Annotated in this window: 27 protein-coding genes, 2 tRNA genes and 1 pseudogene; 17 read left to right on the top strand and 13 right to left on the bottom strand. The window is 47.0% G+C overall.

All coding sequences use genetic code 11. The annotated features are described in order from the left end of the window. The first annotated feature begins 66 nt into the window (after positions 1–66). The 14 genes from ACG2F4_RS14370 to ACG2F4_RS14305 all read left to right on the top strand — a co-directional run bounded on the left by ACG2F4_RS14370 (position 67) and on the right by ACG2F4_RS14305 (position 7,477). Positions 67–1,287 (top strand): tyrosine-type recombinase/integrase, encoded by a 1,221-nt coding sequence (locus ACG2F4_RS14370; protein ID WP_395261576.1) that lies wholly within the window; start codon positions 67–69, stop codon positions 1,285–1,287. Between the two features lie 2 nt (positions 1,288–1,289). Next, positions 1,290–1,859, top strand: a complete 570-nt coding sequence (locus ACG2F4_RS14365) for a hypothetical protein (protein ID WP_395261575.1) — start codon at positions 1,290–1,292, stop codon at positions 1,857–1,859. A 144-nt stretch (positions 1,860–2,003) separates the two neighbouring features. Then, positions 2,004–2,237: a helix-turn-helix transcriptional regulator gene (locus ACG2F4_RS14360; protein WP_395261574.1), complete on the top strand. Its 234-nt coding sequence runs from the start codon at positions 2,004–2,006 to the stop codon at positions 2,235–2,237. A gap of 93 nt (positions 2,238–2,330) precedes the next feature. Continuing rightward, the gene (locus tag ACG2F4_RS14355; RefSeq protein ID WP_395261573.1) at positions 2,331–2,621 is read left to right on the top strand and encodes a hypothetical protein; all 291 of its coding nucleotides are present in this window, start codon (positions 2,331–2,333) and stop codon (positions 2,619–2,621) included. A 212-nt stretch (positions 2,622–2,833) separates the two neighbouring features. Beyond that, positions 2,834–3,415, top strand: a complete 582-nt coding sequence (locus tag ACG2F4_RS14350) for a hypothetical protein (protein WP_395261572.1) — start codon at positions 2,834–2,836, stop codon at positions 3,413–3,415. Positions 3,416–3,631: 216 nt separating this feature from the next. Beyond that, a complete protein-coding gene (locus ACG2F4_RS14345; RefSeq protein ID WP_395261571.1) occupies positions 3,632–4,207 on the top strand; it encodes a hypothetical protein in 576 nt (191 codons plus the stop codon). Positions 4,208–4,212: 5 nt separating this feature from the next. Continuing rightward, a complete protein-coding gene (locus tag ACG2F4_RS14340) occupies positions 4,213–4,476 on the top strand; it encodes a hypothetical protein (protein ID WP_395261570.1) in 264 nt (87 codons plus the stop codon). A 169-nt stretch (positions 4,477–4,645) separates the two neighbouring features. Then, the gene (locus tag ACG2F4_RS14335) at positions 4,646–4,852 is read left to right on the top strand and encodes a hypothetical protein (protein ID WP_395261569.1); all 207 of its coding nucleotides are present in this window, start codon (positions 4,646–4,648) and stop codon (positions 4,850–4,852) included. Continuing rightward, a complete protein-coding gene (locus ACG2F4_RS14330) occupies positions 4,849–5,109 on the top strand; it encodes a hypothetical protein (protein ID WP_395261568.1) in 261 nt (86 codons plus the stop codon). Before ACG2F4_RS14335 ends, ACG2F4_RS14330 begins: the two co-directional genes overlap by 4 nt. Beyond that, complete coding sequence (locus ACG2F4_RS14325; protein WP_395261567.1) at positions 5,106–5,288, top strand: hypothetical protein; 183 nt, start codon at positions 5,106–5,108, stop codon at positions 5,286–5,288. Before ACG2F4_RS14330 ends, ACG2F4_RS14325 begins: the two co-directional genes overlap by 4 nt. After that, positions 5,285–5,533: a hypothetical protein gene (locus ACG2F4_RS14320; RefSeq protein ID WP_395261566.1), complete on the top strand. Its 249-nt coding sequence runs from the start codon at positions 5,285–5,287 to the stop codon at positions 5,531–5,533. Before ACG2F4_RS14325 ends, ACG2F4_RS14320 begins: the two co-directional genes overlap by 4 nt. 100 nt (positions 5,534–5,633) lie before the next feature. Further along, positions 5,634–6,017: a hypothetical protein gene (locus tag ACG2F4_RS14315; RefSeq protein ID WP_395261565.1), complete on the top strand. Its 384-nt coding sequence runs from the start codon at positions 5,634–5,636 to the stop codon at positions 6,015–6,017. An 8-nt stretch (positions 6,018–6,025) separates the two neighbouring features. Beyond that, complete coding sequence (locus ACG2F4_RS14310) at positions 6,026–6,841, top strand: hypothetical protein (RefSeq protein WP_395261564.1); 816 nt, start codon at positions 6,026–6,028, stop codon at positions 6,839–6,841. A 12-nt stretch (positions 6,842–6,853) separates the two neighbouring features. Beyond that, a complete protein-coding gene (locus ACG2F4_RS14305; protein WP_395261563.1) occupies positions 6,854–7,477 on the top strand; it encodes a hypothetical protein in 624 nt (207 codons plus the stop codon). 688 nt (positions 7,478–8,165) lie between these two features. On the opposite strand, the gene ACG2F4_RS14300 is transcribed toward ACG2F4_RS14305, so the two are convergent. Then, positions 8,166–8,238: transfer RNA gene (locus ACG2F4_RS14300), tRNA-Thr, on the bottom strand. 130 nt (positions 8,239–8,368) lie between these two features. Between ACG2F4_RS14300 and ACG2F4_RS14295 the strand changes: the two genes are divergently transcribed. Beyond that, complete coding sequence (locus ACG2F4_RS14295; RefSeq protein ID WP_395261562.1) at positions 8,369–8,986, top strand: rhomboid family intramembrane serine protease; 618 nt, start codon at positions 8,369–8,371, stop codon at positions 8,984–8,986. 279 nt (positions 8,987–9,265) lie between these two features. Here the strand turns inward: ACG2F4_RS14295 and serC are convergent, their stop codons facing one another. Further along, on the bottom strand, positions 9,266–10,345 hold the full coding sequence (gene serC, locus ACG2F4_RS14290; protein ID WP_395261561.1) for a 3-phosphoserine/phosphohydroxythreonine transaminase: 1,080 nt from the start codon (positions 10,343–10,345) through the stop codon (positions 9,266–9,268). A gap of 23 nt (positions 10,346–10,368) precedes the next feature. Beyond that, positions 10,369–11,580, bottom strand: coding sequence for a DUF1015 domain-containing protein (locus ACG2F4_RS14285; protein ID WP_395261560.1), 1,212 nt, complete (start codon positions 11,578–11,580; stop codon positions 10,369–10,371). 149 nt (positions 11,581–11,729) lie between these two features. On the opposite strand from ACG2F4_RS14285, the gene ACG2F4_RS14280 reads away from it, so the two are divergent. Continuing rightward, positions 11,730–12,065 carry a DUF1844 domain-containing protein gene (locus ACG2F4_RS14280; protein ID WP_395261559.1) on the top strand — a complete coding sequence of 112 codons (336 nt, stop codon included), beginning with the start codon at positions 11,730–11,732 and terminating at the stop codon, positions 12,063–12,065. Positions 12,066–12,077: 12 nt separating this feature from the next. Continuing rightward, on the top strand, positions 12,078–12,503 hold the full coding sequence (locus tag ACG2F4_RS14275) for an NUDIX hydrolase (RefSeq protein ID WP_395261558.1): 426 nt from the start codon (positions 12,078–12,080) through the stop codon (positions 12,501–12,503). Between the two features lie 89 nt (positions 12,504–12,592). On the opposite strand, the gene rpoC is transcribed toward ACG2F4_RS14275, so the two are convergent. The 10 genes and pseudogenes from rpoC to ACG2F4_RS14225 all read right to left on the bottom strand — a co-directional run. Beyond that, positions 12,593–16,930 carry a DNA-directed RNA polymerase subunit beta' gene (gene rpoC / locus ACG2F4_RS14270; RefSeq protein ID WP_395261557.1) on the bottom strand — a complete coding sequence of 1,446 codons (4,338 nt, stop codon included), beginning with the start codon at positions 16,928–16,930 and terminating at the stop codon, positions 12,593–12,595. Positions 16,931–16,982: 52 nt separating this feature from the next. Then, positions 16,983–20,816 carry a DNA-directed RNA polymerase subunit beta gene (gene rpoB, locus ACG2F4_RS14265; RefSeq protein ID WP_395261556.1) on the bottom strand — a complete coding sequence of 1,278 codons (3,834 nt, stop codon included), beginning with the start codon at positions 20,814–20,816 and terminating at the stop codon, positions 16,983–16,985. Between the two features lie 168 nt (positions 20,817–20,984). Then, positions 20,985–21,359, bottom strand: a complete 375-nt coding sequence (rplL, locus tag ACG2F4_RS14260; protein WP_395261555.1) for a 50S ribosomal protein L7/L12 — start codon at positions 21,357–21,359, stop codon at positions 20,985–20,987. Positions 21,360–21,409: 50 nt separating this feature from the next. Then, positions 21,410–21,934, bottom strand: a complete 525-nt coding sequence (gene rplJ / locus ACG2F4_RS14255; protein WP_395261554.1) for a 50S ribosomal protein L10 — start codon at positions 21,932–21,934, stop codon at positions 21,410–21,412. Positions 21,935–21,953: 19 nt separating this feature from the next. Next, on the bottom strand, positions 21,954–22,655 hold the full coding sequence (gene rplA / locus ACG2F4_RS14250; RefSeq protein WP_395261553.1) for a 50S ribosomal protein L1: 702 nt from the start codon (positions 22,653–22,655) through the stop codon (positions 21,954–21,956). A gap of 15 nt (positions 22,656–22,670) precedes the next feature. Next, a complete protein-coding gene (gene rplK, locus ACG2F4_RS14245; protein ID WP_395261552.1) occupies positions 22,671–23,102 on the bottom strand; it encodes a 50S ribosomal protein L11 in 432 nt (143 codons plus the stop codon). Positions 23,103–23,183: 81 nt separating this feature from the next. After that, positions 23,184–23,750, bottom strand: coding sequence for a transcription termination/antitermination protein NusG (nusG, locus tag ACG2F4_RS14240; protein WP_395261551.1), 567 nt, complete (start codon positions 23,748–23,750; stop codon positions 23,184–23,186). Further along, entirely contained in the window at positions 23,747–23,947 is a 201-nt protein-coding gene (gene secE / locus ACG2F4_RS14235; RefSeq protein ID WP_395261550.1) for a preprotein translocase subunit SecE, read from the bottom strand. Before secE ends, nusG begins: the two co-directional genes overlap by 4 nt. Before the next feature lie 10 nt (positions 23,948–23,957). After that, a tRNA-Trp gene (locus tag ACG2F4_RS14230) sits at positions 23,958–24,030 on the bottom strand. Between the two features lie 98 nt (positions 24,031–24,128). Continuing rightward, positions 24,129–24,224, bottom strand: a pseudogene (locus ACG2F4_RS14225) (elongation factor Tu); the annotation flags it as partial.

The raw sequence follows: 24,224 nt of genomic DNA, 5'->3' as shown, positions 1-24,224 counted from the left end.
TTCAGGGCGTTAAAATATTTGTTGTCCCTATGTTGTCCCGAGAGCACAAATTCAATCTATAGTATTATGTCAAAACTTAAGCTGACAGATCCCTTTATTCGCAATCATCCAGCACCGGAAAAGAGAATTGAGATATACGACAAACACACGTCCGGCCTGGCTGTTAGAATAACTCCGAACGGCTCAAAGTCTTTCGTGTATCGGTATCGGTTTAATGACAAGGTAAAACGATTTACGATTGGCCGGTTTCCCAAAACCAGTTTGGCCGATGCACGGGAAGAAGCGGGGGAACTCGAATACAAAGTTAATCACGGAACCGACCCCTTAGAAGAGAAGAAAGCTAAGAAGAGCAGGCCGAAGCCTAAAACATTTGAGGAGATAATAGAAGCTTATAAAGAGGAGCATCTGCCGACCCTAAGAGAATACACACAGAACGACTACAAGCGACGCATAAGGGTTATAACACGTTCGTTAAATACAAAGCTACCTATAAAGGACGTAAAGCGCAGAACGCTAATAAGCTTCTTGAATAAAAAAGCCAAAACAGCACCCGGACAAGCTAAATATTTGCAAACGATACTATCCGGGATCTTTCAATTTGCAATGGATAAAGGTTTGGTTGATGCCAACATTGCCCAAAAAATAACGATAAAGACGCCGGAGCGCGAAGATAAGGGCACTAAGTATAAAAATGTGGCATTGGATGACCAGCAGATCCGTAAGCTTTGGAAAGGCTTTACAGATTATGGTGACCCGGTGGGGAGCTTATTTAAATTTTTGCTGCTAACAGGCCAACGGTGTGGGGAAACCCGTAGAATGAAATGGCAGCATGTTGATTTTAAGAAACGGATATGGGAGATCCCACCCACCAACACAAAAAACAAGACCAAGCACTTTGTTTACCTTTCCGATATGGCTATTGATATACTTGAGAGCCTAGGTAATGGAAGTGATTATGTTTTTACCAGCCCGGTACAATCCGGCCACATTGCCCACCCCGGCAAGCCACCACAACGGATAAGAAAACGGGTTAAGGTGCCAGAGTTCAATATACACAGCTTAAGAACCACCTTCGCCACCCGATTAGCCGGGTTAGCCGTGCAACCACAGGTGTTGAGTAAGATCCTAAACCATAAGAAACCGGGAGCCGGAAGCACGATAACGGCTGCGTATAATAAGCATGAATACAAAGAAGAGAGATGGCAGGCCATGAATCGATGGAGCCACAAACTGAAACAGATTTTAGAGGACAAACAGGAATCAAAAATTGCAGGTAAAATTGGATAATTATGAGTGAACAAGATGGATTTTTTAAGGTGAAAATTGAGCGCAGCACTGAAAAAGCTTATAAAGACCTTAAGGCTAAGAAAGAAAAGCTGAGAAGAGAAATTGAAGTCTTACAGGAGCGTTACGATAATGAGATAAAGAAAACACTTAAAATCGATGATCCCACAAAGAGAGTTGAGAAGCTACAGACGGGCCTCTCTCAACTAAGAGCACATCGAATGGGTGGCAAGGTTGAACCAAATTGGGCTGATCGGAAATTAAGGTTATTTGAAAGAGAGATAGACAAAGCTGAAAATCAGATTTATAAAGTAGAATCTGCAGATGGTACGGAGCCAACCAAAAGAGGCAGGCCGCCCAAAAATGCCAAGGTGAAGAAGGGTATAAGGGATTATTATAGAGAAAACAGGAATAGGCTAGAGGAAGAAAACAAAGATGAAGAGGGTTATCCTATTCAAAAGTGGATCGCAGAACAGATACTTGAGGAAAAGGATGAAGATTTAGGCATTTCAAAAGAGTATGCGGATCCCATTCGCACAATTACTTTGTGCATGGAGGAAGTTAAGCATCAATGAAAAAAAAGAAGAAGTGAAGAATTATTATTCATCCTTGAGCGCCAAGGACTTATAGAATTTTAGAAAGTCTATTTTTCCCTCCTTTCATACTATTTATACTGAAGCAGAAAGAAACAGGAAACCCCTAAACAAGCTGCTTCAATTATGGAAAAATCACTTCACATTTTGCGCCCCTCCGACCTAGCTGACATGTTGAACGTGTCCCGCGTTACAATTTGGCGAATGCAGAAGAGAGGCGAACTCCCACCCAGAAAAAAATTCAGTAATCGATGTGTAGGATGGGATTCTCGAACCATTGAGAATTGGTTTGAGAGCCGTCCCTATGCCGATCCCAAAGCTGAAGAGAAAAGAGAATCTGAATTGGAACCCGTGCAATAAAAAAGGCCGTGGCACTAACCACGACCCCGAAGAACGACCGTTTAAATATACGGTTATTCTTTAAAAGTGCACATCAAAGAAGAGGAACGACCAATGAAAGACTCAACGAAAAAGGCTCAAATGCGAAGGTTTTATGAATGCCTCAAAGAAAGGCCAATGACCACCAAAATGGCCTCTGTCAAATCCGGCATCCAGCGATGCAATCTCACCCGATACGTGGCCGACTTTGAAAAGCGTGGAATCATCACAGTTGTAGAGGAAAAGAAGTGCGAAATCACAAAGCACAAGGCAAAATATTATTCTACAGATCCAAAATATTTCAAGCCCAAGGTTCAAAGCTCCCTATTCCCCAATAAATCCAATTCGGGGGTGCTTGAACGATGAATACAACTTACCTCAAAATACCCGTGGAAATGGCCTTATTTTCCCTATCAGAGGGTTACTATAGGCAGGCGGGTACTTACCTGGCTTCTCACTTCCTATACTCTGGAAAGGCCCGTACAAGCGATAAACCAGCCCACAGAATAGGATCTGCAACGGATAGTTCACCCCGAACCGTTCACAGGCATTTTAAGTGGCTGTTAAACAGAAATTGGATGGGCAAGGATACTGCTAACGGTTGGTATTTTTTTCGTGGATTAGACCGAGTACACGAGATTGAGGGATGGAAGTTCGGGAGAGCTGCTATTATGTACCCAAAGGATTTGAAGACTATTAAGGCTTATTTGGTAGGTGTAGTGTTAGCTTCACTTGCTAAAACGGGAAAAGGGCAACGGACAGAGCGAAAATCCCGAGGCTCCGAGCCAACCGTTGCCCCTATTTCCCTTTCAGTTATTGCAGATACCTTAGACGTATCTGAATCAACTGCTTATAGGTTACGAAAATTGGCTCACGATAACAATTACGTTAAGAATACAGAGAATCTCATTCAGATAACAAACTGGACACCAAACGACCTTAAACAACTTAAGGCTAATGATGTTCACCAAGTTCCGGTTGAGCTTTTGGGGTACGCGGATAGGAGGATTGTATCTATTGACCGTATCCGATACAAGGATAACAAGCTTCACTTGCAAGACCCAAATTTGATCTATTCCCTGATTCAGTTAAAGCACAGGAAAGGTTTACTAGATACTGCCCCCTATCGGGGTACTAATGTTAGTCAAGAATGTCAATGACCCTGACAACTCACTGACACACCAATTATGAGCAAAAAGAAGAAACGAATTACACGAATTGAGAAAGTCTCTAAACCCGATCATTGGGATAAGGACTTTGATCCACACGAACAGAAACAGCAACAAAGCCACCAATCCAATGACTAAACAACTGATGGACAAGATACTGCTTAGTTTAATTTTCATTCTAATCGTACTCAAAATTTTACTGTGATTATGTCGTACAAAAAAAAGAAATCCGAAGTAGCCGATTTACGAAATAAGAGCCGGACAGCTCAAGGCGAACTTGCTGAACTTGAAACGAAGTTGGAAGGCCTAAAAGAGGATTTTGAAGCTTCCTATGAATCCCTTACTGATGCCCGAGCTAAGGCAGAAATAGGAGACGCTTCAAAGAAAGAGGTGTCCAAAGCCGAAAAAAAGAACCAGTCTCATAAAAGTGATATTGAGGCAACTAAACAGGAAATAGACACAAAGAAAAAAGTTGTATCCCTACTGGAAGAGAAGCTGGCAGAATCTAAGCAGGAATTTAAACAGGTAGCTCAAAAGCACCACAAAAAGAAGATTGAGCCAATACTCGAAAATATAGCATCTAAGATGGAAGAGATTGAATCCGAGCTTGACGAAATAGCCGAAATAAGAAAGGATCTTCAAAAGGATGGCTTCTCTTATCCCGATACGTTTTTAAACGGCCTAAAGCCTCATTCAAAGCCCGTTATCACAAAGGGAAAGATTAGAGGCCTATCAATGAAAGACTTTTTAACCGCTAACAGCTTAACCGATAACCAAAACTAAACATTATGCGAACAACTAATTTAACAAAGGAACAGATTGAAGATTTAAAAAGTGAAGATGAAACCTTTTCACAGGAGCAAGCTCATGCTATCGAGACGTTAACAGGTAGAAGCCTAAGTGAAGTTTTAGAATCGAAGGATAATAATTCACCGGCTGAAGCTCCTGAAGGCCACCCATCTACATGGGAACGTAGCCGAAAACTTGAATTTATTGATAAAGCTGGAGCTGATGAATTTAAAAGGCTATGCCGTGAACGAAAGGCCAAATAAGGTAGGTAAGCCCCTTTAATCCTTGCTCAATGCAGGGGGTAGGGGGTTTATGCTATTTACAGGTTTGGAGCCGTTAGGAGCCGAAATCAAGCCTAAATTATAACGTTTAACCCTTGTTTTTTTTATGGCAAAAAGTTGGAAATATCATAGAAGTAAGAAGCCCTTATCATTGGATGATCTGAAATTACGGTTAACCGATGCTATTAAGGAAATGGAACGTATCATTATGACAGATGACAGCGACCAAAAGAAGATACAAGCCTCCAATACTTTAGCAGGTTTGGTTAATAGATATAGCCGTTTACTGGAGGTATCCGATTTAGAGGAACGAATAACCGCACTTGAAGAGCAAAACAAAATGAGGAAAGTAGGATGAAGTCATTAGATAGAAGATTAGAGCAATTAGAAAACCAGCAAAATGAAACCGTTTCCTTTGGTATGCTAACAATATCAGATAAGCCCGTAACCAGAAAGGAAATCGAAAACGATACCCGAAAGTACATAGCTGTAAATTCACCTTTTGGCATGGCCTTAAAGCCGGTTGATGAAGAGCACCCCAGAGGCATGACAAAAAAAGAGCACCTGAAAGCAGGAAATAATATTTCTTTTGTAATTGAAGATGATCAACAATGAAAAGTTTAGAAAGACGATTGAATAAGATCGAAGATAAACAGCCTGAAAGGGAGCCTTGCAGAATGGTATTTCAAATCCTGAATGGCTCTTATCGTATTGGCAATGACAAGCTAACAGAATCAGAGTTTCAGGAATACGAAAAGAAAAATAGAGTCATTGTAATGGAGCCAATATCATGAAATCACTTAGAAAGCGATTGCAGAAAATAGAGCAACGTAACCGACAAAAAGAAAGACCAGCCCCTTTTGTAGCTATCATTAAAGAAGATGGAACCGTAACCGTTTCCCATACCAATGAGGATGATTTTACTTTACCTAATGAAGAGGCGTTACGAAGTTGGATTGTAGATAATAACCTGAATGAATCCGATTATTTGAGAGTGATAATTGTTAATTCACAGGGGAAAGCCCCAGATGTTAAATAAGGCAATATTGACCCTTGTTATACCATTAACCCGAAGCCGTTAGGCTCTTAGAACCCAATTATGAAAGCCGTTTTGAGGCCGTAAACGTACATTTTGCGATATGAGTAATTTACCGATAATTAACGATATAAAAGCATACGAAGGCGCAACATTCGACTTTTCGTTTACCTTTGTGGATGAAGATAATGGGGATCCTATTGATTTGTCTGTATTGGATAATATCAAAATGAAAATTATAGATCTGTTCAATTTGTCCACTGATGCAGGAACGCTGGCCATTGAGAATACGAATAACCTAACCGGACGTATTGAAGCCAGTCAAATGGGAGTGGCAAAGCGAATCTATTATTATGATATAAAAACGATTGAATCGAATGGATGGGTAACACCGGTTGCAGCAGGAAAATTTAAAATAATAACCGCCGCCGACCAGACCCGACAGACAACACATAATTTCACACTACAGATTGAACCTTTTAATTAACTAATACGATGAATTTTGACAGTGAAGCACTCTGGAGCAGCAACAATGGCAACACGTTCAAAGGCGATGGACTGTATATCAACGCTGCCGATGAAGATTTTAGCCTAAGTGATCGATTCTTTTACGACAAATCCGAAGACCTGGCGAACCTGGCCGGATGGACCGGGGACGCCTCCAAGCTCTACGGGGGGAACGTGGCCGGTGAGTTTACCGGCATGCAATCGGGAGCGGGTACTACCAAGGCATTCTTTGCTGGTGCAAGTGATAATGTGGGGACGAATGCAAAATTCTTTGCCCAAGCGGACGGGAACATCTTCCATAAAAGCATCGCCCGTATTGTGTATGCCGGAACGCGGATGGCCGGGTTTTCAGAAAACAGCAACGTATCGGATCTTACCCGGGAGTTTCATACCTCCGAGACGGTCAACGAGGGCGGGGCCGGATTCAACCGCAACGACAAACTGAAAGTGCGCTATTATCACCGGTTCGGCACCAGCAAGCTGGTCGTAAATGGACTGGCCCGCATATCCAATACGCATAACGGAGGCGGGAGTGCCGCTTTCAGCAATACCATGTATGTGGTTATCAGAGATTTGGATGACAACTTTATTGATCAGGTTTCCATTGATGTAACGGCCACAAACTACAATTCAGCCAATATTGACCATACCATTGATGTGGCTGATCTCACCGATGATACCTACTACAAGGTGTTTGTAGACCTGGAGGCGGGAATCAGCAGTTCCGCGGATACCGGCGGCGGGGATACCGTCGAGGCGAACACCTACCTGAGAGAAGATTTCACGATACTTGCCACAACCTAAACCAACAACAATATGAGTGCCGTAGCCGCCGTAGTAAGCCAGCAGGGAGCCGTTCTCCTTTCGGATGGAATCACCTTCCGGGTGCCGGAGGACCTAAGCGTACATGAGGACCTTAAACGCTCTGATTTTGAAATTGTCGATACCGACAAACCCAAAATATTTAAGGTCAACGACCGGGTGGGGGTCTCCTGGGTGGGGAATATCATCGGTGAAATACAGCAACAGATTACCGGATGTGGCCAGACACCCAAACAGGTGGGGAACTGGCTATCAGAGCAGCTCAAAAGCTATCACAGGGGTAAACAGTACCTACTAGGCCGGGACAACTATAATATCCTTATTGGAGTAACGGGTTTCGATGAGGGTGGGACCCCGTGGGGAATCGACATTTCAAGCAAGCATAATTTCACCCCGAATGCCGTACAACTTGCCCAAGGAGGGCTGCAGACAATGTGCCGGATCCCGTTTGTGGAGGGAAACGACAGTATGTTTGACCTGCTGCTGGAAGAGCGCAACAAGCTAACCACCGACCCAGAAGAGCTGTCCCGCCGCGCCTTTACCGAGATGATCCGTTACTATGAGGACAAAGATCACATTGTGGGTGGCCAGATATTCAGTTTCAGGCTTTACCCGTAGGGATTGCGGAAACCCGCTCCATTTAGCAATGGTATGATACCACTGGCGGAAAGATAGGCTCTTAGAATCGAAATGAGAGATTGGATTTTATATCATGCTATAAAACAAGAGGAAAACAACAGCTAACCTACCGAATGCCAACCGGTTACAGTATTTACGGGTATCCTACAGGCCCGAAAAAAAACAAGAGCCGTTGCAGTGCTATTGTAAAAAAAACAGTAGCACCCCCAATGGGGTGGCTATAGGCCCCCTATCACGGAACGGCAACCGGAACACCTAAGGGTATGGGAGGCAACCGGTTATCCTGATAGGCGGAACACAGACAGAACAGGGTAACAGCCAACATAACAGTCAATATTCTTTTGTAAGTGCATGCAACTGAGAGGGTTGCCAATATTCAGAAGGAGAAAAGGAACAACCAGGGTAACAAGCAATTGATACCCTTCAACAGTTTATTAGTTGTACTTCTTACCAAACCAACGATCAGCTTGAAGAACTAAAATAGGAAACACCTTATGTTATGCAAGTTACGCACAAAATCCCACCTATTCGAGAGGCTAAATAGCAGGGGGTAAAATCTTTTCTGTTGTCCCTATGTTGTCCCGAGAATATTATTAGTCGGGAAAGATGTAAAAAAAATATTTTCCGGAAGGGCGTAAGTCGTTGTCTAGCAACTATTTATAGAGAGAGCCGAAGATCGGATTTGAACCGACGACCTACGCTTTACGAGAGCGTTGCTCTACCAGCTGAGCTACTTCGGCTTGGTTTTGAGGTGAGCAAATATAAGCATTGTCTGAGACTGCAAGCAAGTAATTAAACCGATTTAAATCAAAATTAGCTTAGTATTCCGCAGTTCTCTATTTTCGCTCATAACCTAAAAAGCAGGTAAGAATGCACAACTACGACTTTTTCGGATCCGTAACATTTATCCTTATCGCAGTAAACACGGCCGTTTCACTGGCGGCCCTGTACTGGAATCCCCGCCTGATCGACAAGGGATTTCTTAAACCGTACCGCGTAATACGGGAAAATACCTGGTATGAGCTGTTGACTTCCGGATTCCTGCATGCCAATTTCACTCATCTGTTTGTAAATATGTTTACCCTCTACTTTTTTGGACAGGTGATGGAGCGGGTTATCGGCCCCTATTATTTTACCGGGCTTTTCCTTTCCGGGCTGATCGTATCGGGCCTTCCTTCTGTACTAAAGTACCGGGACAACGCCAATTACGCCACGCTTGGTGCTTCAGGGGCCGTGGGCAGCGTGCTTTTTGCATTCATCTTTCTCTTCCCGATGGAAAGTATCTACCTGTTCCTGATTCCGATCCCGATACCGGCATTTGTGTTTGGCATTTTATACCTCATATACAGCATGTACGAGAGCAAAAAGGATGTGGGGAAGATCAATCACGAAGCGCACACCGCCGGATCCATATGGGGAATATTATACCTTATTATTTTTGTGCCGAATTCTATTGACCATTTTATGACGGTAATCGGATTAACCTGAATTGATAACGGTGAAATGGCTCTTTAATCGCAGCATTTATAATTTTCCAGCTTACGTACCAGCATCCGAGGGAACTGAACAGCCAGGGATGTTTTCCAAAGTACCACCCCCGAACCCAATTCAACAACCGCTCTTTCCACCCATCAAACTGGAATAACGAATCGATGGCAATACCGGGATGGCCATTGGTTATGATTTTGCAAAGCCCTTGTATAAAAAAAGTGTAGCCCGGTATACAACGGGCTACACTTTTCAACAGGTTAACCGGCAAAGGTTCTCCTAGCCGTTACGTTTCCTAAAATCACTCATAAAATCGACGAGTGCATCAACGCTCCCCATGCTGCAGGCGTTGTAGATGCTGGCGCGTATGCCTCCAACACTGCGATGCCCTTTCAGCGAATACAGGTCATGTTCAACCGCCTCTTCCAGGAACCGGGCCTCCAGCTCTTCCGTCGGCAGCCGGAACGTGGCATTCATCAGTGAACGGGACTCTTTTTCGACCGCACCCCGGTAGAAATCATCTGCATCGATTTCGTCATAGACTTTTTGGGCCTTCTCTTCATTGAAGGATTTGAACCAGGAAAGTCCACCTTTGTCTTCAATCCACTTCAGTACAAGGTTCACCATGTAGACATTAAACGTGGGTGGTGTATTAAAGATTTTCTCCACGTGAGTACTGTATCGCAGAATCGTCGGCACATTTTCCGTATCTGCCTGTTCAAGGAAATCCTTCCTTATTATGACGACCGTGACGCCTGCCGGTCCAACATTCTTTTGTGCCCCTGCATAGATGATGCCGTATTTATCCACATCAATGGGACGGGAAAGAAAATCGGAAGAAGCGTCGCAAACAAGGGGCACCCCGTTTGTTTCGGGCTCTGTAGGGAACTGCGTCCCGGCAACGGTATTATTGGAAGTAAAATGCACGTAGCGGGGATTGTCGCTGAAGTTCAGCTCCTCCTGGGTGGGAACACGATCATAATTTCCCTCCGAACTGCTGAACGGAACATGTACATTTCCAAATATTTTTGCCTCCTTGATCGCCTTGTCCGACCAGCGGCCGGTATCGATATAGTCGGCTGTCTGATCCTTGCTCAGGAAGTTGTACGGTGCCATCATAAACTGACTGCTGGCGCCCCCTTGGAGAAACATTATTTCAAACTTGTCACCCAGTCCCAGAAGGCTACGCAGCCGATCCTTTGCCTGCTTATCGATCTCCTCATAATGAGCACTGCGGTGGCTCAATTCCATTATGGAACGTCCGGTATCCTGATACTCCGTTAGCTCCTCCTGGGCCTGCTCAAGCACTTCCAGGGGAAGTGTAGCAGGTCCTGCACTAAAGTTGTGTACTCTTTTCATTGTGTTTGTAGTCAATTATAATATTAGAAAGTGTGAATAAGTAAACCAGATCTCAGCTTGGGTTCAAACCAAGTTGATTTTGGCGGCATCAGCAGTCCTTCGTCCGACACCTCTACCAATTCTTCAATATCGGTAGGATACATGCTAATTGCTAAATCTGCCTTGCCGGAATCCACCAGCCGTTCAAGCTCTTCCGTGCCCCGGATTCCGCCGACGAACGAAATATTTTCATCTCTTCGCTGGTCGCTAATATCAAGCATCGGTTCCAGGATAAACGCCTGCAGCCGGTGTACATCCAGTTGTTCCACGCTGTTTGCCTCGGGCACTTCCGGAAGACGCATCCCGTACCAGGTACCGCCATGGTAGATTGAAATGGCACCTTTTTCAGCTGGAGTCGGGTCCGCTTCTTCGACGAGCTCAAACCTTTTTTTCAAAGCGGCTAAAAATGAATCCGGAACAGTATATATAATTCGGTTGTAAGCCAGAATTTTCATCTGGTCCATCGGAAACAGCACGGCGGGGAAAAAGTTGTATTCCTCTTTCCCGGTGTGATGAGAATTTAGTTTTTTCATCTGCTCTGCCGCCCGGGAGGCACTTTTACAGCGGTGGTGACCATCCGCAATATAAAGATGCGGAATCGCACCAAAAGAATCGACAAACGCCTCCGGATCAGGTACCTTCCAGATGGTGTGCTGCACGCCGTCGTCTGCTGTAAAATCATAGATCGGCTCACTCGAGTCCATGATCTCCTCGCTCTCCGACGCTATGCCTTCGGTATCTTTGAAGGTCATCATCACAGGTTCCGCATGAGCCGACTGCGTCAGGATGTGGCGCGTGCGGTCATCCTCCTTGGCGGGCCGTGTTAGCTCGTGTTTCAAGATCACTTCGTTATCGTAATCCTCAACTGAAACGCAGGTAAAAATACCGGTTTGAGAGCGCCCTTCACGAATTAACCGATAGATATATAGGGTTTCATCCTTTTCCTGGGTCATCAGATCGGACTCCAATATGCGAGCCAAGTTTTCAGCTCCCTTCTCATAAACCTCCTCATCGTTGTAGGAAGTACCTTCCGGCAGGTCTATTTCAGGACGTATGACGTGCAAAAAACTGTCTGGTTTGCCTTCAGCCAACGATCGGGCTTCTTCAGTATTGATCACATCGTAGGGAACACATGCAACTTCATTTAACTTTTCCGGGCGTGGACGCCAGGCTTTAAACGGGTGAATTATGGCCATTATACTTTTTGTTATGCTGAGAAATAAAGGCGTAAACTTACGCCGGACATTCCAATAAATAAAGAACAAAATCCATTAAATATTAACCCCTTACAAAAGAGGGCAAAAGCCGTTATTTTCAGGGCAAATATCAATCAAAATAACGATTCATGGACCTGCAAAATCTAGACTTTGAGAACGAGAATTTATCTGAAGATCAGCAAAACCAGTTACTCTTTATGATGCTTGTTCAGCAGCATCAGCAAATTGCCATGATGGGAATGGGCAAAATTAAAAATCCCGCCACCGACAAGGTTGAACGGGAAATGAAGTCGGCCAAATTTGCCATCGATACGCTGTTAATGCTGAAAGAGTTTACCAACGGCAATCTGCCGAAAGAGCTGAAGAACTACCTCGACCAGACCCTCAATAACCTGCGCATGAATTATGCCGAGGAGAAAGAAAAAGAGGGCAGTGATTCAGCCGCTGACACCGAAGAAGAGTAAAAATAGTAAGTCATGGATACTATTCCAGTAACTGCGGCGGGAGGAGTTCTGTACAAGATGAATGGGCAAGACCCCGAAGTACTGCTAATTTTCAGGCGAGGGATATGGGATCTCCCCAAAGGGAAATTAGAGGTTGAAGAGTCTATCAGAGAGTGTGCCCGGCGGGAAGTCTCCGAAGAGGTGGGATCCGCACTTCCGGAGGTCCTTCACAAGCTGGGCACCACGTACCATGAGTACGAAGAGCAGGGAGAGAATTTCGGTAAAACGACACACTGGTATGCCATGCAGCTTGGTTCAGAATTCGGCGGAGACTTCACCCCTGAGCAGGAAGAAGATATTACGGAGGTTGCTTGGTTTCCCCTGGAAGAGGCAAAAGAAACGGTGGGATTTGAGAACCTCCGCATGGTACTAATCAAGTTAGAGCAGTGGCTGCAGTAAAACGCCGGCTCACTGTCACGTTGACTGTACCCCATAAAAAAAGCCCGGATTTAACATCCGGGCTTTTTACGTTTACATCATTTGGAAGTTTATGACTCCTCCTCTTCCACGTTGGCTGCAGCAGTGGCCTCTTCTCCATTGCTTTCGGCTTCGGCACCGAGTTCTTCAAAGACGCGTGCCACCTCTTCCTCTCCTTCATCCAGCTCTTTTCTGGAGCCGACAATAAGGTCTTCATACTTGCGAAGACCTGTACCGGCAGGTACTTTGTGGCCAACCACCACATTTTCCTTGAGTCCCATAAGGTGATCTTTCTTGGCTTCAATAGAAGCTTGAGTAAGTACCTTGGTGGTCTCCTGGAATGAAGCAGCCGAGAGCCAGCTTTCGGTGGAGAGTGCTGCCCGCGTAATGCCAAGGAGTATCGGCTTGGAAATAGCCGGCTCGGCTTCACGGGTTTCAAGTTCTTCCAGTCCTTCCTTAATCAGCTCGTTGTTAATATCACGGACTTCCCGTCGATCCAGGATTTTTCCCTGTTTGAGATCGCTTCCTCCCGGATTGGTAACAACATATTTGCCGATCAGTTCGTCGTTTCGGTTGTTCAACTCAAAACGATCCACTTTGTCGCCCTCCAGGTACATAGTGTCACCGGGATCGGTAACTTCCACCTTCTGCATCATGGTCCGCACAATAACCTCGATGTGCTTGTCATTGATGCGTACCCCCTGCAGGCGGTAGACCTCCTGGATTTCATTTACCAGGTAAGACTGCACCGCGTAGGGTCCGAGAATATTGAGAATCTCCTCGGCCGGAACGGTTCCATCGGAAAGCTGCTGGCCCGCCTCAACATAATCGTTCTCCTGGACCAAAATATGCTTGGACAGGGAAATAAGGTATGTTTTTTCGTCGGTGCCATCTTTACTTTCCACGATAACCTCCTGCTTGCCGCGCTTGCGGCCTCCCATGCGGACGATACCGTCGATCTCAGAAACGGCCGCCGGCTCGCTCGGGGAACGCGCCTCGAACAGCTCCGTTACCCTTGGCAGACCCGCTGTAATATCTTTCGACTTTGCAGTGGCCCGTGGAATCTTGGCGAGAACTTTACCAGCCTGTACTTCCTCCCCGTCATCTACCGTAATGTGGGTATCAACAGGCAGCGTTTTTTCGATCACCCGGTCTCCGTCGCCTTTCACCATAATGGTTGGTACAAGCGAGCGGTCCTTCGAGTCGATAATAACCTTTTCGCGGTGACCCGTTTGAGAGTCTGTCTCCTCGGAGTACGTGATATCCTCCATGATGTCCTTGTACTCAACGACACCATCAATTTCCGAGTAGATGTTGGCGTTGTACGGATCCCACTTACAGAGTGGCACCCCTTTCGGCACGGTATCTCCCTCCTCAACAAGGAGTTCCGAACCGTAAGGCACATTGTAGGTGGTCAGGACTTTGCCCTCTTCATCAACGATTTTTATCTCCCCGGCCCGGCTTAATACGATGTTCTGAACCTCTTCTCCGTCATCGTATTCTACAATGCGTACATTTTCGAATTCAACCTTGCCTTCGAACTTGGTCTTGTGCTGCGACTCAGATTCCATGCGGGAGGCCGTACCTCCAACGTGGAATGTACGCAACGTAAGCTGGGTACCCGGCTCACCGATCGACTGTGCGGCGATAACGCCCACAGCTTCACCAACCTGGACCATCGTTCCTCTTGAGAGATCGCGTCCGTAGCACTTTGCACACACGCCGCGTTCGCTCTCACAGGTCAGTACCGAACGAATTTCCACTTCTTCGATCGAGGTTTCGGCAATACTCTTTGCCACTTTTTCATCGATCAGCTGATTGGCCTCGCAGATCAATTCATCCGATATAGGATCATAGATGTCGTGCAGCGAAACGCGGCCGAGAATACGATCTTCGAGACTTTCGATCACATCCTCGTTGTCCTTGAGCGCCTTCATCTTGAGACCACGGAGTGTTCCACAATCTACCTCGTTGATGATAATATCCTGCGATACGTCAACGAGACGCCGTGTAAGGTAGCCGGCATCCGCCGTTTTAAGCGCCGTATCAGCAAGTCCTTTACGCGCACCGTGTGTAGAGATAAAGTATTCGAGAACGGTGAGTCCCTCTTTAAAACTGGAGAGAATTGGATTCTCGATCACCTCGTTACCGGATTGCTGTGAACTCTTTTGGGGTTTTGCCATCAGTCCGCGCATACCGCCAAGCTGACGGATCTGCTCTTTCGAACCACGGGCCCCGGAATCAGCCATCATAAATACCGGGTTAAACCCTTCCCGGTCGTTGGTCAGCTCGGTAAAGAGTGTTTCAGACACCCGGTTGGTGGTACTCGTCCACTTGTCAATAACCTGGTTATACCGTTCGTTATCGGTAATAAAGCCCATCTCGTAGCGATCGGTAATATCAGAAACCTCGCTCTGAGCTTTTTCGATGAGCTTCATTTTTTCATCGGGAATGACTATATCCTCGAGATTGAATGAGAGTCCACCGGTAGTTGCCTTCTCAAAACCCATCTGTTTCATCTTGTCAAGAAAAGCAGCTGTACGGGCCGTTCCCACCTCGCTGTGGATGTCGCCGATCAGTTTTCTAAGCTCCTTCTTGCCAAGAGTCTTGTTAATGAATTTGATTTCCGAAGGAAGAATCACATTAAACAACACCCGGCCGGTCGTGGTCTTGATGATCTCGTACTCGGTCTCTTCCTCATCCCCTGAAACAGGAACGCGCACATTAATTTTTGCGTGCATGTCGATCTTGTCCTGGTCCCAGGCTACCAGCACTTCCCCGGGATTGGCGAATGTTTTGCCTTCCCCGCGCTGATCGTTGGCCATCTTTGTGAGATAGTAAATCCCAAGTACCATATCCTGCGAAGGCACGGCAATAGGCCCGCCGTTGGCCGGGCTCAAAATATTATGAGAGCCAAGCATCAGCACCGAAGCCTCGAGAATAGAATCGTGACTCAGCGGTACGTGCACGGCCATCTGGTCACCGTCAAAATCAGCGTTGAAAGCGGTACAGGAGAGCGGATGCAGTCTGATCGCCTTCTCCTCGATAAGTACCGGCTGGTATGCCTGTATACCGAGGCGGTGCAACGTCGGAGCACGGTTCAGCATTACCGGGTGACCGTCGATCACATTTTCCAGCACTTCCCAAACCACCTGGTCACGGCGATCTACAACCTTCTTCGCACTTTTCACCGTTTTCACATACCCGCGCTCAATCAGGCGGCGGATGATAAACGGTTTATAAAGCTCAACAGCCATCTCCTTGGGCAGCCCGCATTCATGCATCTTCAACTCGGGCCCAACCACAATTACCGAGCGGCCGGAATAATCAACCCGCTTACCCAGCAGGTTTTGCCGGAATCGACCGCTCTTGCCTTTCAGCATATCACTGAGTGATTTCAGCGGCCGGTTGTTATTGCGGACAGCGTTGGATTTTCGCGAATTGTCGTAAAGCGAGTCCACCGCCTCCTGCAGCATCCGCTTCTCGTTGCGCAAAATTACATCCGGTGCCTTGATATCGATCAGGCGTTTCAGCCGGTTGTTGCGGATTATAACACGACGATACAGGTCATTAAGGTCGGAAGTCGCAAAGCGTCCACCTTCCAGCGGTACCAGTGGTCGGAGTTCCGGGGGAATAACCGGAATCACCCGCTGTACCATCCATTCCGGACGGTTTTCAGTGTGCTGGTTGGCAGAACGGAACGATTCGATAACCTGCAGGCGCTTCAGCTTTTTCTTCTTCCGCATCTGCGAGGTTTCATTGCGAACCTCATCCCGAAGGCGATAGGCGAGGCTGTCCAGGTCCAGTCCGGCAAGCAGATCCTCAATAGCATCTGCACCCTCTTTTACCCTGAACTTGTCTTCGTCCTCGTCGTCCAGTTCATATTGATCATCCGGAAGCTGATCCAGTATGTCATAGTACTCCTCCTCGGTGATCAGATCGCCACGCTTGTATCCCAGGTCACGTGCTACGCCGGGATTCATGATTACGTGCGTTTCGTAGTAAACGATCTTCTCCAGATTCTTGGAGGAATAACCCAGAAGATACGCCAGTTTGTTCGGCAGTGATTTGAAGTACCAGATATGGACCACCGGAACGGTAAGGGATATGTGTCCCATACGCTCGCGGCGAACCGCTTTTCGGGTTACTTCCACGCCACAGCGGTCACAAATAATACCCTTGTATCGGATACGCTTGTACTTGCCGCAGTGGCATTCGTAGTCTTTGACCGGACCAAAGATCTTTTCACAGAAAAGACCATCCATCTCCGGTTTAAAGGTACGGTAGTTGATTGTTTCGGGAGTCAAGACTTCCCCGTGCGAACGGGACAGGATAGTCTCGGGCGAAGCCAGCGAGATTCCAATATTGTTGAAGTCTTTCGTGACCGTTAATGTGTTTGTAGTCGGCAAGGATGTACCTCCGGATTAACTTTGATTAACAGTACAAATTCTTTGATTCAATTTAGTCTATATGTATTTCCAGGCCGAGCCCCATCAGTTCTCGCAACAGTACCTTGAAGGATTCCGGTACGTCGCCATCGGGGAGGTTTTCACCTTTCACGATCGCCTCATACACTCTGGATCGGCCTTTCACGTCATCGCTTTTCACCGTGAGCATCTCCTTCAGGATGTTGGAAGCACCATAGGCGTACAGGGCCCATACCTCCATCTCACCAAGTCGTTGACCGCCGAACTGGGCCTTTCCACCCAGCGGCTGCTGCGTAATAAGGGAATAGGGTCCGATCGAACGGGCGTGCATCTTGTCTTCAATCAGGTGATTGAGCTTCAGCATGTAAATATAACCTACCGTTGTATCCTGGTCGAAGGCTTCCCCTGTACGACCGTCATAAAGCCGTACGCGGCCATCTTTCGGCAGTCCGGCCTCCTCCAGCTTCTCCTGGACCTGGTCGTAAGACGCGCCGTCAAAGATGGGGGAAGCGAACTTGACCCCCAGCTTTTTGCCGGCCCATCCCAGGATCGTCTCATAAATTTGACCGAGGTTCATTCGGGAAGGTACACCCAGCGGGTTCAACAAAATGTCAACAGGAGTACCATCTTTCATGTACGGCATATCTTCGACGGGTACTACTTTCGCAACCACGCCTTTGTTACCGTGCCGGCCGGCCATCTTGTCACCAACCTGCATTTTTCGCTTTTTGGCGACATAGACCTTGGCATTCTGAATAATTCCGGGAGGCAGATCATCCCCGACCTGAATCTGGTACTTGCGCCGCTTGGCTTCCGTATCGATCTCCTTGCGCAGGGCTCGATAGTTTTTGAAAAGCAGTCGGACGTGCTCCACCAGCTCATCGTCGGTCGCCCAGTCAATATTTTCATTGATAACGACGGGATCTATCTCTTCAAAGTCAGATTTTCTGTACTTTTCCCCCTTTGGTATGAGCAGCTGCCCGTTAAGGTCATATACCCCGGGAGAGGTTTTATCCCGGAGCAAGGTGTAGAGCTTGTCGTACATCTTGCTGTTCAGCTCTTCCACTTTTTCAGCATGACGCTCATTTTCCTGCTCCACCATTTTCTTTTCCTCCTTGCGGGAGATCTGCTCGTCGCGCTTACGGCTGAACAGTTTTGTGTCGATAACCGTGCCGGAAACTCCGGGAGGCGTCTTCAATGAAGCGTCTTTTACATCGCCGGCCTTGTCACCGAAAATAGCGCGCAACAGCTTTTCTTCCGGCGTCGGATCGGTTTCTCCCTTCGGCGTAATTTTACCGACCAGGATATCGCCCGGATTCACTTTCGCCCCGACCCGGATTATTCCCTGCTCGTCAAGATCTTTCGTTGCATCTTCACTCACATTCGGAATCTCACGGGTCAGCTCCTCTTCACCCCGCTTGGTGTCACGGACCTGCTGCTCAAACTCCTGTATGTGCAGGGAGGTATAGATATCGTCTTGAACAATACGCTCACTAACGACGATAGCATCCTCAAAGTTGTAACCTCTCCATGGCATAAAAGCTACCAACAGGTTGCGACCGAGTGCAAGTTCACCACCATCGGTGGCGCAGCCGTCAGCCAGTGTTTCCCCTTTTTTAACCTTGTCGCCCACACTTACGATGGGACGCTGGTTAATGGTGGTGTCCTGGTTTGTACGCTCAAATTTTTTGAGCTCATATTTTTTTATGCCTTCATCGAAATGGCAGGTTTGCTCCATCTCGGTGCGGTCATACTTAACGCGGATCTCTTCCGCACTGACATATACGACCTCTCCATCCGCTTCGGCAGCTATAATTGCGCGTGAGTCTTTTGCGGCACGATGCTCCAGCCCGGTTCCCACAATGGGCGATTCGGGACGCAACAGAGGCACAGCCTGCCGCTGCATGTTGGAGCCCATGAGCGCGCGGTTGGCGTCGTTGTGTTCTATAAACGGAATCAAGGCCGCTGCCACCGAAGTAATCTGGTTCGTGGATACGTCCATATACCCGATCTGATCCGGTTTGGCAAGCTGGTAGTTGCCGTCCCGGAAACGGGAAAAGACATTTTCGTTGGCAAAGATTCCCTCCTCGTCAAGAGGAGCGTTTGCCTGTGCAATAATCGTTTCATCTTCCTGCTCAGCAGAGAGGTATTCGATTTCGTCGGTAACCTGTTTCTCTTCCACCTTGCGGTAAGGCGTTTCGATAAATCCGAAATCATTGACTTTGGCATGCACACACAGGGAGGAGATCAGACCGATGTTCGGCCCCTCCGGAGTTTCAATCGGGCAGAGCCGACCGTAGTGCGTGTAGTGGACATCACGAACCTCGAAGCCGGCTCGCTCTCGTGTAAGCCCGCCCGGACCCAGTGCCGACATACGACGTTTGTGCGTCAGTTCGGCGATCGGGTTGGTTTGATCCATAAACTGCGAAAGCTGGTTCGTACCGAAAAAGGTATTGATAACGCTGGAGATCGTACGCGCATTCACAAGATCCTGGGGAGTAAGCTGCTCAGCATCGCGCGAGTTCATCCGCTCCTTGATGGTTCGAGACATTCTGGCGAGCCCGATAGAGAACTGCTGTCCAAGCTGTTCTCCCACGGTACGCACCCGGCGGTTGCTGAGATGGTCAATATCATCGACCTGAGACTTCATATTTTTGAGGCGAATTACCTCTTTTACAATCGCCACAATATCCTCTTTAACCAGATAGCGGATATCCATATCCACATCCAGTTTCAGGCGCTTATTGAGCCTGTAACGTCCCACTTCTCCCAGGTCATACTTCTTGTCGCTGAAGAACAGTCGCTCGAGAATTTGTCTTGCGGTCTCGGCATCCGGCATTTCACCGGTACGGATCTGCTTGTAAATTTCACCGAGCGCCGTCACATCGTCATGAGCAGGGTCTTTACGCAGCGTATTCATGATCACATTACGCTCAGAATCTTCGGGCGCGAGGTTCTGCACCCGCACGCTCTCGACATCCGCTTCTTCGAGCGTTGCATAATCCTCTTCAGTCAGTTCATGATCCCGCTCCAGCAGCACTTTGCGATTTGTCGCCTCGGTTACCTCTCCGGTCTCCTCATCTACGACCTCTTCCATTACTTCAATGGAGATTTCCGAAGCCAGACGCTTACCGACGCAGTTTTCCATGAACTTTTTCTCGGAACTGCAATCCACCCGTTCCGAAAGTTCAAAAAGGCTAAATATCTCATCATCGTCAGAGTAACCGAGGGCACGTAACAACGTGGTGGCCGGTACTTTTTTCTTCCGATCAATATAGGCCCACAGGACATCCCGGATATCGGTGGAAAACTCGATCCAGGATCCCTTGAACGGGATGACTCTTGCATTATATAACTGAGTTCCGTTTGGATGTACATTCTGTCCAAAAAACACCCCCGGAGAACGGTGCAGCTGGCTTACAATAACCCGCTCCGCACCATTAATGATAAACGTACCCCGTTCAGTCATCCACGGAAGGTCACCCAGGAAGACTTCCTGTTCGATTGTTTCTGTGGCTTCATCGTCATCATCAACAGCTGAAAGGCGCATTTTCGCCTTCAACGGAACTGCATAGGAAAGACCACGCTCCTGGCACTCCTTGATATTGTACTTGGGCGTATCTACCGAATAATGGAGGAATTCAAGAATATGGGTTTCTCGTGAATCCTGAATCGGAAAATTCTCGTTAAATATCTTCTGGAGTCCCTGATTTTTCCGATCTTCCGGGGCAACATCAAGCTGAGTAAAACTGTTAAAAGATTTGAGCTGAATGTCCAGAAAATCAGGATAATCCAGTACGTGTTCAGTTTCCGCAAAAGAAAGACGATCGGTAAATGGGACCTTCTTCAAATTGTTCTTCGTACTCAAAGGAACCTCTCCTTTAAATTAATGTGATAGTGACGAGCTTTTATAACGCAGCAATTGCCAGCGGGAATTGGAAATAAGGAATTGAAGTGTACACATGATTGAGACGCCAATAGCCAATACCGTTAATAACGATATTGGCTACGGCTAAATTGTACAAGTATTTAACCCTTACTTAAGCTCGACTTCAGCGCCTGCATCCTCAAGTTTGGACTTGATATCTTCAGCTTCTGCCTTGTCGATACCCTCTTTAACAGCGTTGGGCGCATTGTCGACAAGCTCTTTCGCTTCTTTCAGGCCAAGCCCGGTAATTCCGCGAACTTCCTTGATGACAGCAATCTTCTTCTGCCCGGCAGATTTGAGAATAACATCGAATTCTGTTTGTTCTTCTTCACCGCCGCCTTCTCCACCGGCACCACCGGCTACGGCTACAGCAGCTTGTGCAGGTTTAATGTCGTACTCTTCTTCCAGAACCTGTGAAAGTTCGTTTGCTTCTTTAACAGTTAGGTTAACTAATTGTTCAGCTAATTCTTTAACGTCAGCCATTTTCTTTCTCCGAATTGATCTTTGTGAATTAAAATTCTTGGTATTTGTGATTAATTTTCGCCTTCTTCGGCGATCGTTTCAACAGCGCCGGCGACCTTCTTGCCGGGAGCCTGAAGTGCACTGACAACATTGGAAACAGGAGCCAGCAGAAGACCGATAATGTCTCCGATAACTTCCTCCCTGGATTTCATTGCCGCCAAAGTTTCGAGCTTATCCTCCCCGTAATAGTCGCCATCGATTATGGCTGCTTTAAACTGGGGTTTTTTGTAGTCCTCCCGAAACTTCTTGATAACTTTTGCAGGTGCAGCAAGCTCTTCTTCAACAAAGGCAAAAGCATTTTGTTCGACCAAATGAGGATAAAGATCATCATAACCTCCCACCTCATCCATCGCACGCTTAACCAGTGTATTTTTGTACACCTTATACTTGATATCACCTTTGTAGAATTCGCTACGCAGTTCATTGATTTCAGCAACCGACATGCCCGCATAATTCGTTACATACACTGCATCTGAATTATTCAGGTCTTCGGCTATTTCTTCAACAACTGCCTTCTTTTGTGCTAGTGTTGGCATTCTATCTTCCTTTAATTTCTTACACTGAAATTACGGATGAACGACTTAGTTGAATGCTCGGACCCATGGTAGAACTCATGTACACACCACGGAAATACAACCCCTTGGCGGATGCAGGCCGCAGCCTGTTCACCGTTCGCAGGAATTCTATCGCATTTTCCCTAAGCTCGTTGGGCTCAAAGCTGACCTTCCCGATTGAAGCGTGCAGTATACCATACTTGTCTACACGAAATTCAATCTTGCCGGCCTTCACTTCTTTAATAGCCTCTGCGACATTTTCAGTAACAGTACCACTCTTGGGATTGGGCATCAAACCTCTCGGACCTAGTACCTTTCCGAGCCGGCCGATCTTCCCCATCACATCAGGAGTTGCAACAATTACGTCAACGTCGGTCCAACCTTCTTCTTCAATTTTCGTTATATATTCGTCGAGACCTACATGATCTGCCCCGGCATCTTCGGCTTCTGCTTGTTTTGCCTCACTTACCAGAGCCAGCACACGAACCTCTTTTCCCGTACCATGCGGCAGGGAAACAGAACCGCGCACCATCTGATCGGCATGACGGGGATCAACCCCGAGCTTGATATCCATGTCGACAGATGCGTCGAAGTTCACTTTCGAGGTCTTCTTCACAAGATCACACGCTTCTTCCAGAGTGTATTCCAAATCCGGATCGATGAGCTCGGCGGCCTCGCGATACTTTTTTCCTCGTTTTGCCATTATACTACCGTTCCTTTATTTATCTCTTAAAACTCGCAGTCCCATACTTCGGGCGGTACCCGCTACCATCTCGGCACCGGCCTCAATGTCGTGGGCGTTGAGATCTTCCATCTTCTGCTCTGCAATCTCCTTGCATTGCGTCCAGGTCACCTCTCCTACTTTGGTTCGGTTTGGTTCACCAGACCCGGTTTTGACGCCGGTAGCCTGTTTAAGGAGTACAGCTGCAGGTGGAGTTTTTGTCTTGAACGTGAACGACTTATCCACAAAGACCGTAATTTCGACCGGTATAATCGTTCCGGCCTTGTCTTGTGTGGCTGCGTTAAACGCTTTACAAAACTCCATGATGTTGATCCCTGCCTGACCTAATGCAGGACCGACCGGAGGTGCAGGGTTTGCCTGACCGCCGCGGATCTGAAGCTTTAAGACAGTATCAACTTGTTTTGCCATTTCTGTTAATTAAATCGTAATAGATTAGCTTTTCGATTTGCCGCGTAATAGCTCACTTTGCATCCAGTGATATGATTTCGGTCAAGTTGCAGGTTCTACCTGGTTCACATCAACTTCAACCGGGGTCTTTCGACCAAAAATACTTACCAATACTCTGAGTTTCAGCTTGTCGGTGTTCACTTCTTGTACGGTCCCGTCAAAATCCTTGAACGGGCCATCAATTACTTTTACAAGGTCGCCTTCATTGTAGGGGATTTCAATTTTACCCCCCTGTTCCATCACCTCTTCACTATCTTTGACCCGGCCAAGTATTCTCTTTACCTCGTGCTTGCGCAGGGGATTGGGCTTTTTATCATTTTTGCCGCTCTTCAAAAAGCCGAGCGTAGAAGGGGCCCCCTGAACCAGGTTATTCACCTCTTCATCATATATCGTATGAAGGAGAAGATAGCCCGGGAAAAAGTTCTTTTCCCTCGTGCGCTTCTTTCCAGATCGTATTTCCACAACAGTTTCAGTCGGGATCAGAACTTCATTAATCTTATCTTCAAGGCCCTGAAGCTCCATTTCCCGCTCCAGATACTCTTTGACCTTTTTTTCATGGCCTGAGAAACATCGAACTACATACCAATCGTATTGTTTTTCAGCGGTCATTGATAAATTGCCCCTAATATGGTGCTATATAATTGATCTACAACGAAGATAAATACGGAAATGAGAACGGTGAATACCATAACAACCATGGTATTATCCACCAGCTCCCTCTGGTCCGGCCAAGAGACTTTTTTGATCTCTTTGCGAACACCTTCCAAAAACTCCTTAATATTGTCCATGATTCTATCTTTACTCATTCTAAACTTGCACGGGTGGAAGGACTTGAACCCACAACCTGCGGTTTTGGAGACCGCTGCTCTGCCAATTGAGCTACACCCGTAGATACACCAAGAGAATAGATTCACCTGAACCTATTCTCCAAACGTGTCTAGGCTTTACAGCGGGGTTTCACCAGACGAGATGAAACCCCCTGCCAACCTATTCAATAATTTTGCTAACCACGCCGGCCCCGACGGTGCGCCCGCCCTCGCGGATCGCAAATCGAAGCCCCTCTTCCATCGCCACCGGCTGGAT

Source organism: Halalkalibaculum sp. DA3122, from assembly GCF_043951865.1.
In the GTDB taxonomy this organism is placed as follows: domain Bacteria; phylum Bacteroidota; class Rhodothermia; order Balneolales; family Balneolaceae; genus JAMQKA01.
Note: the sequence above shows the minus strand (reverse complement) of the source record. Positions and strands in the feature narration are given on the sequence as shown.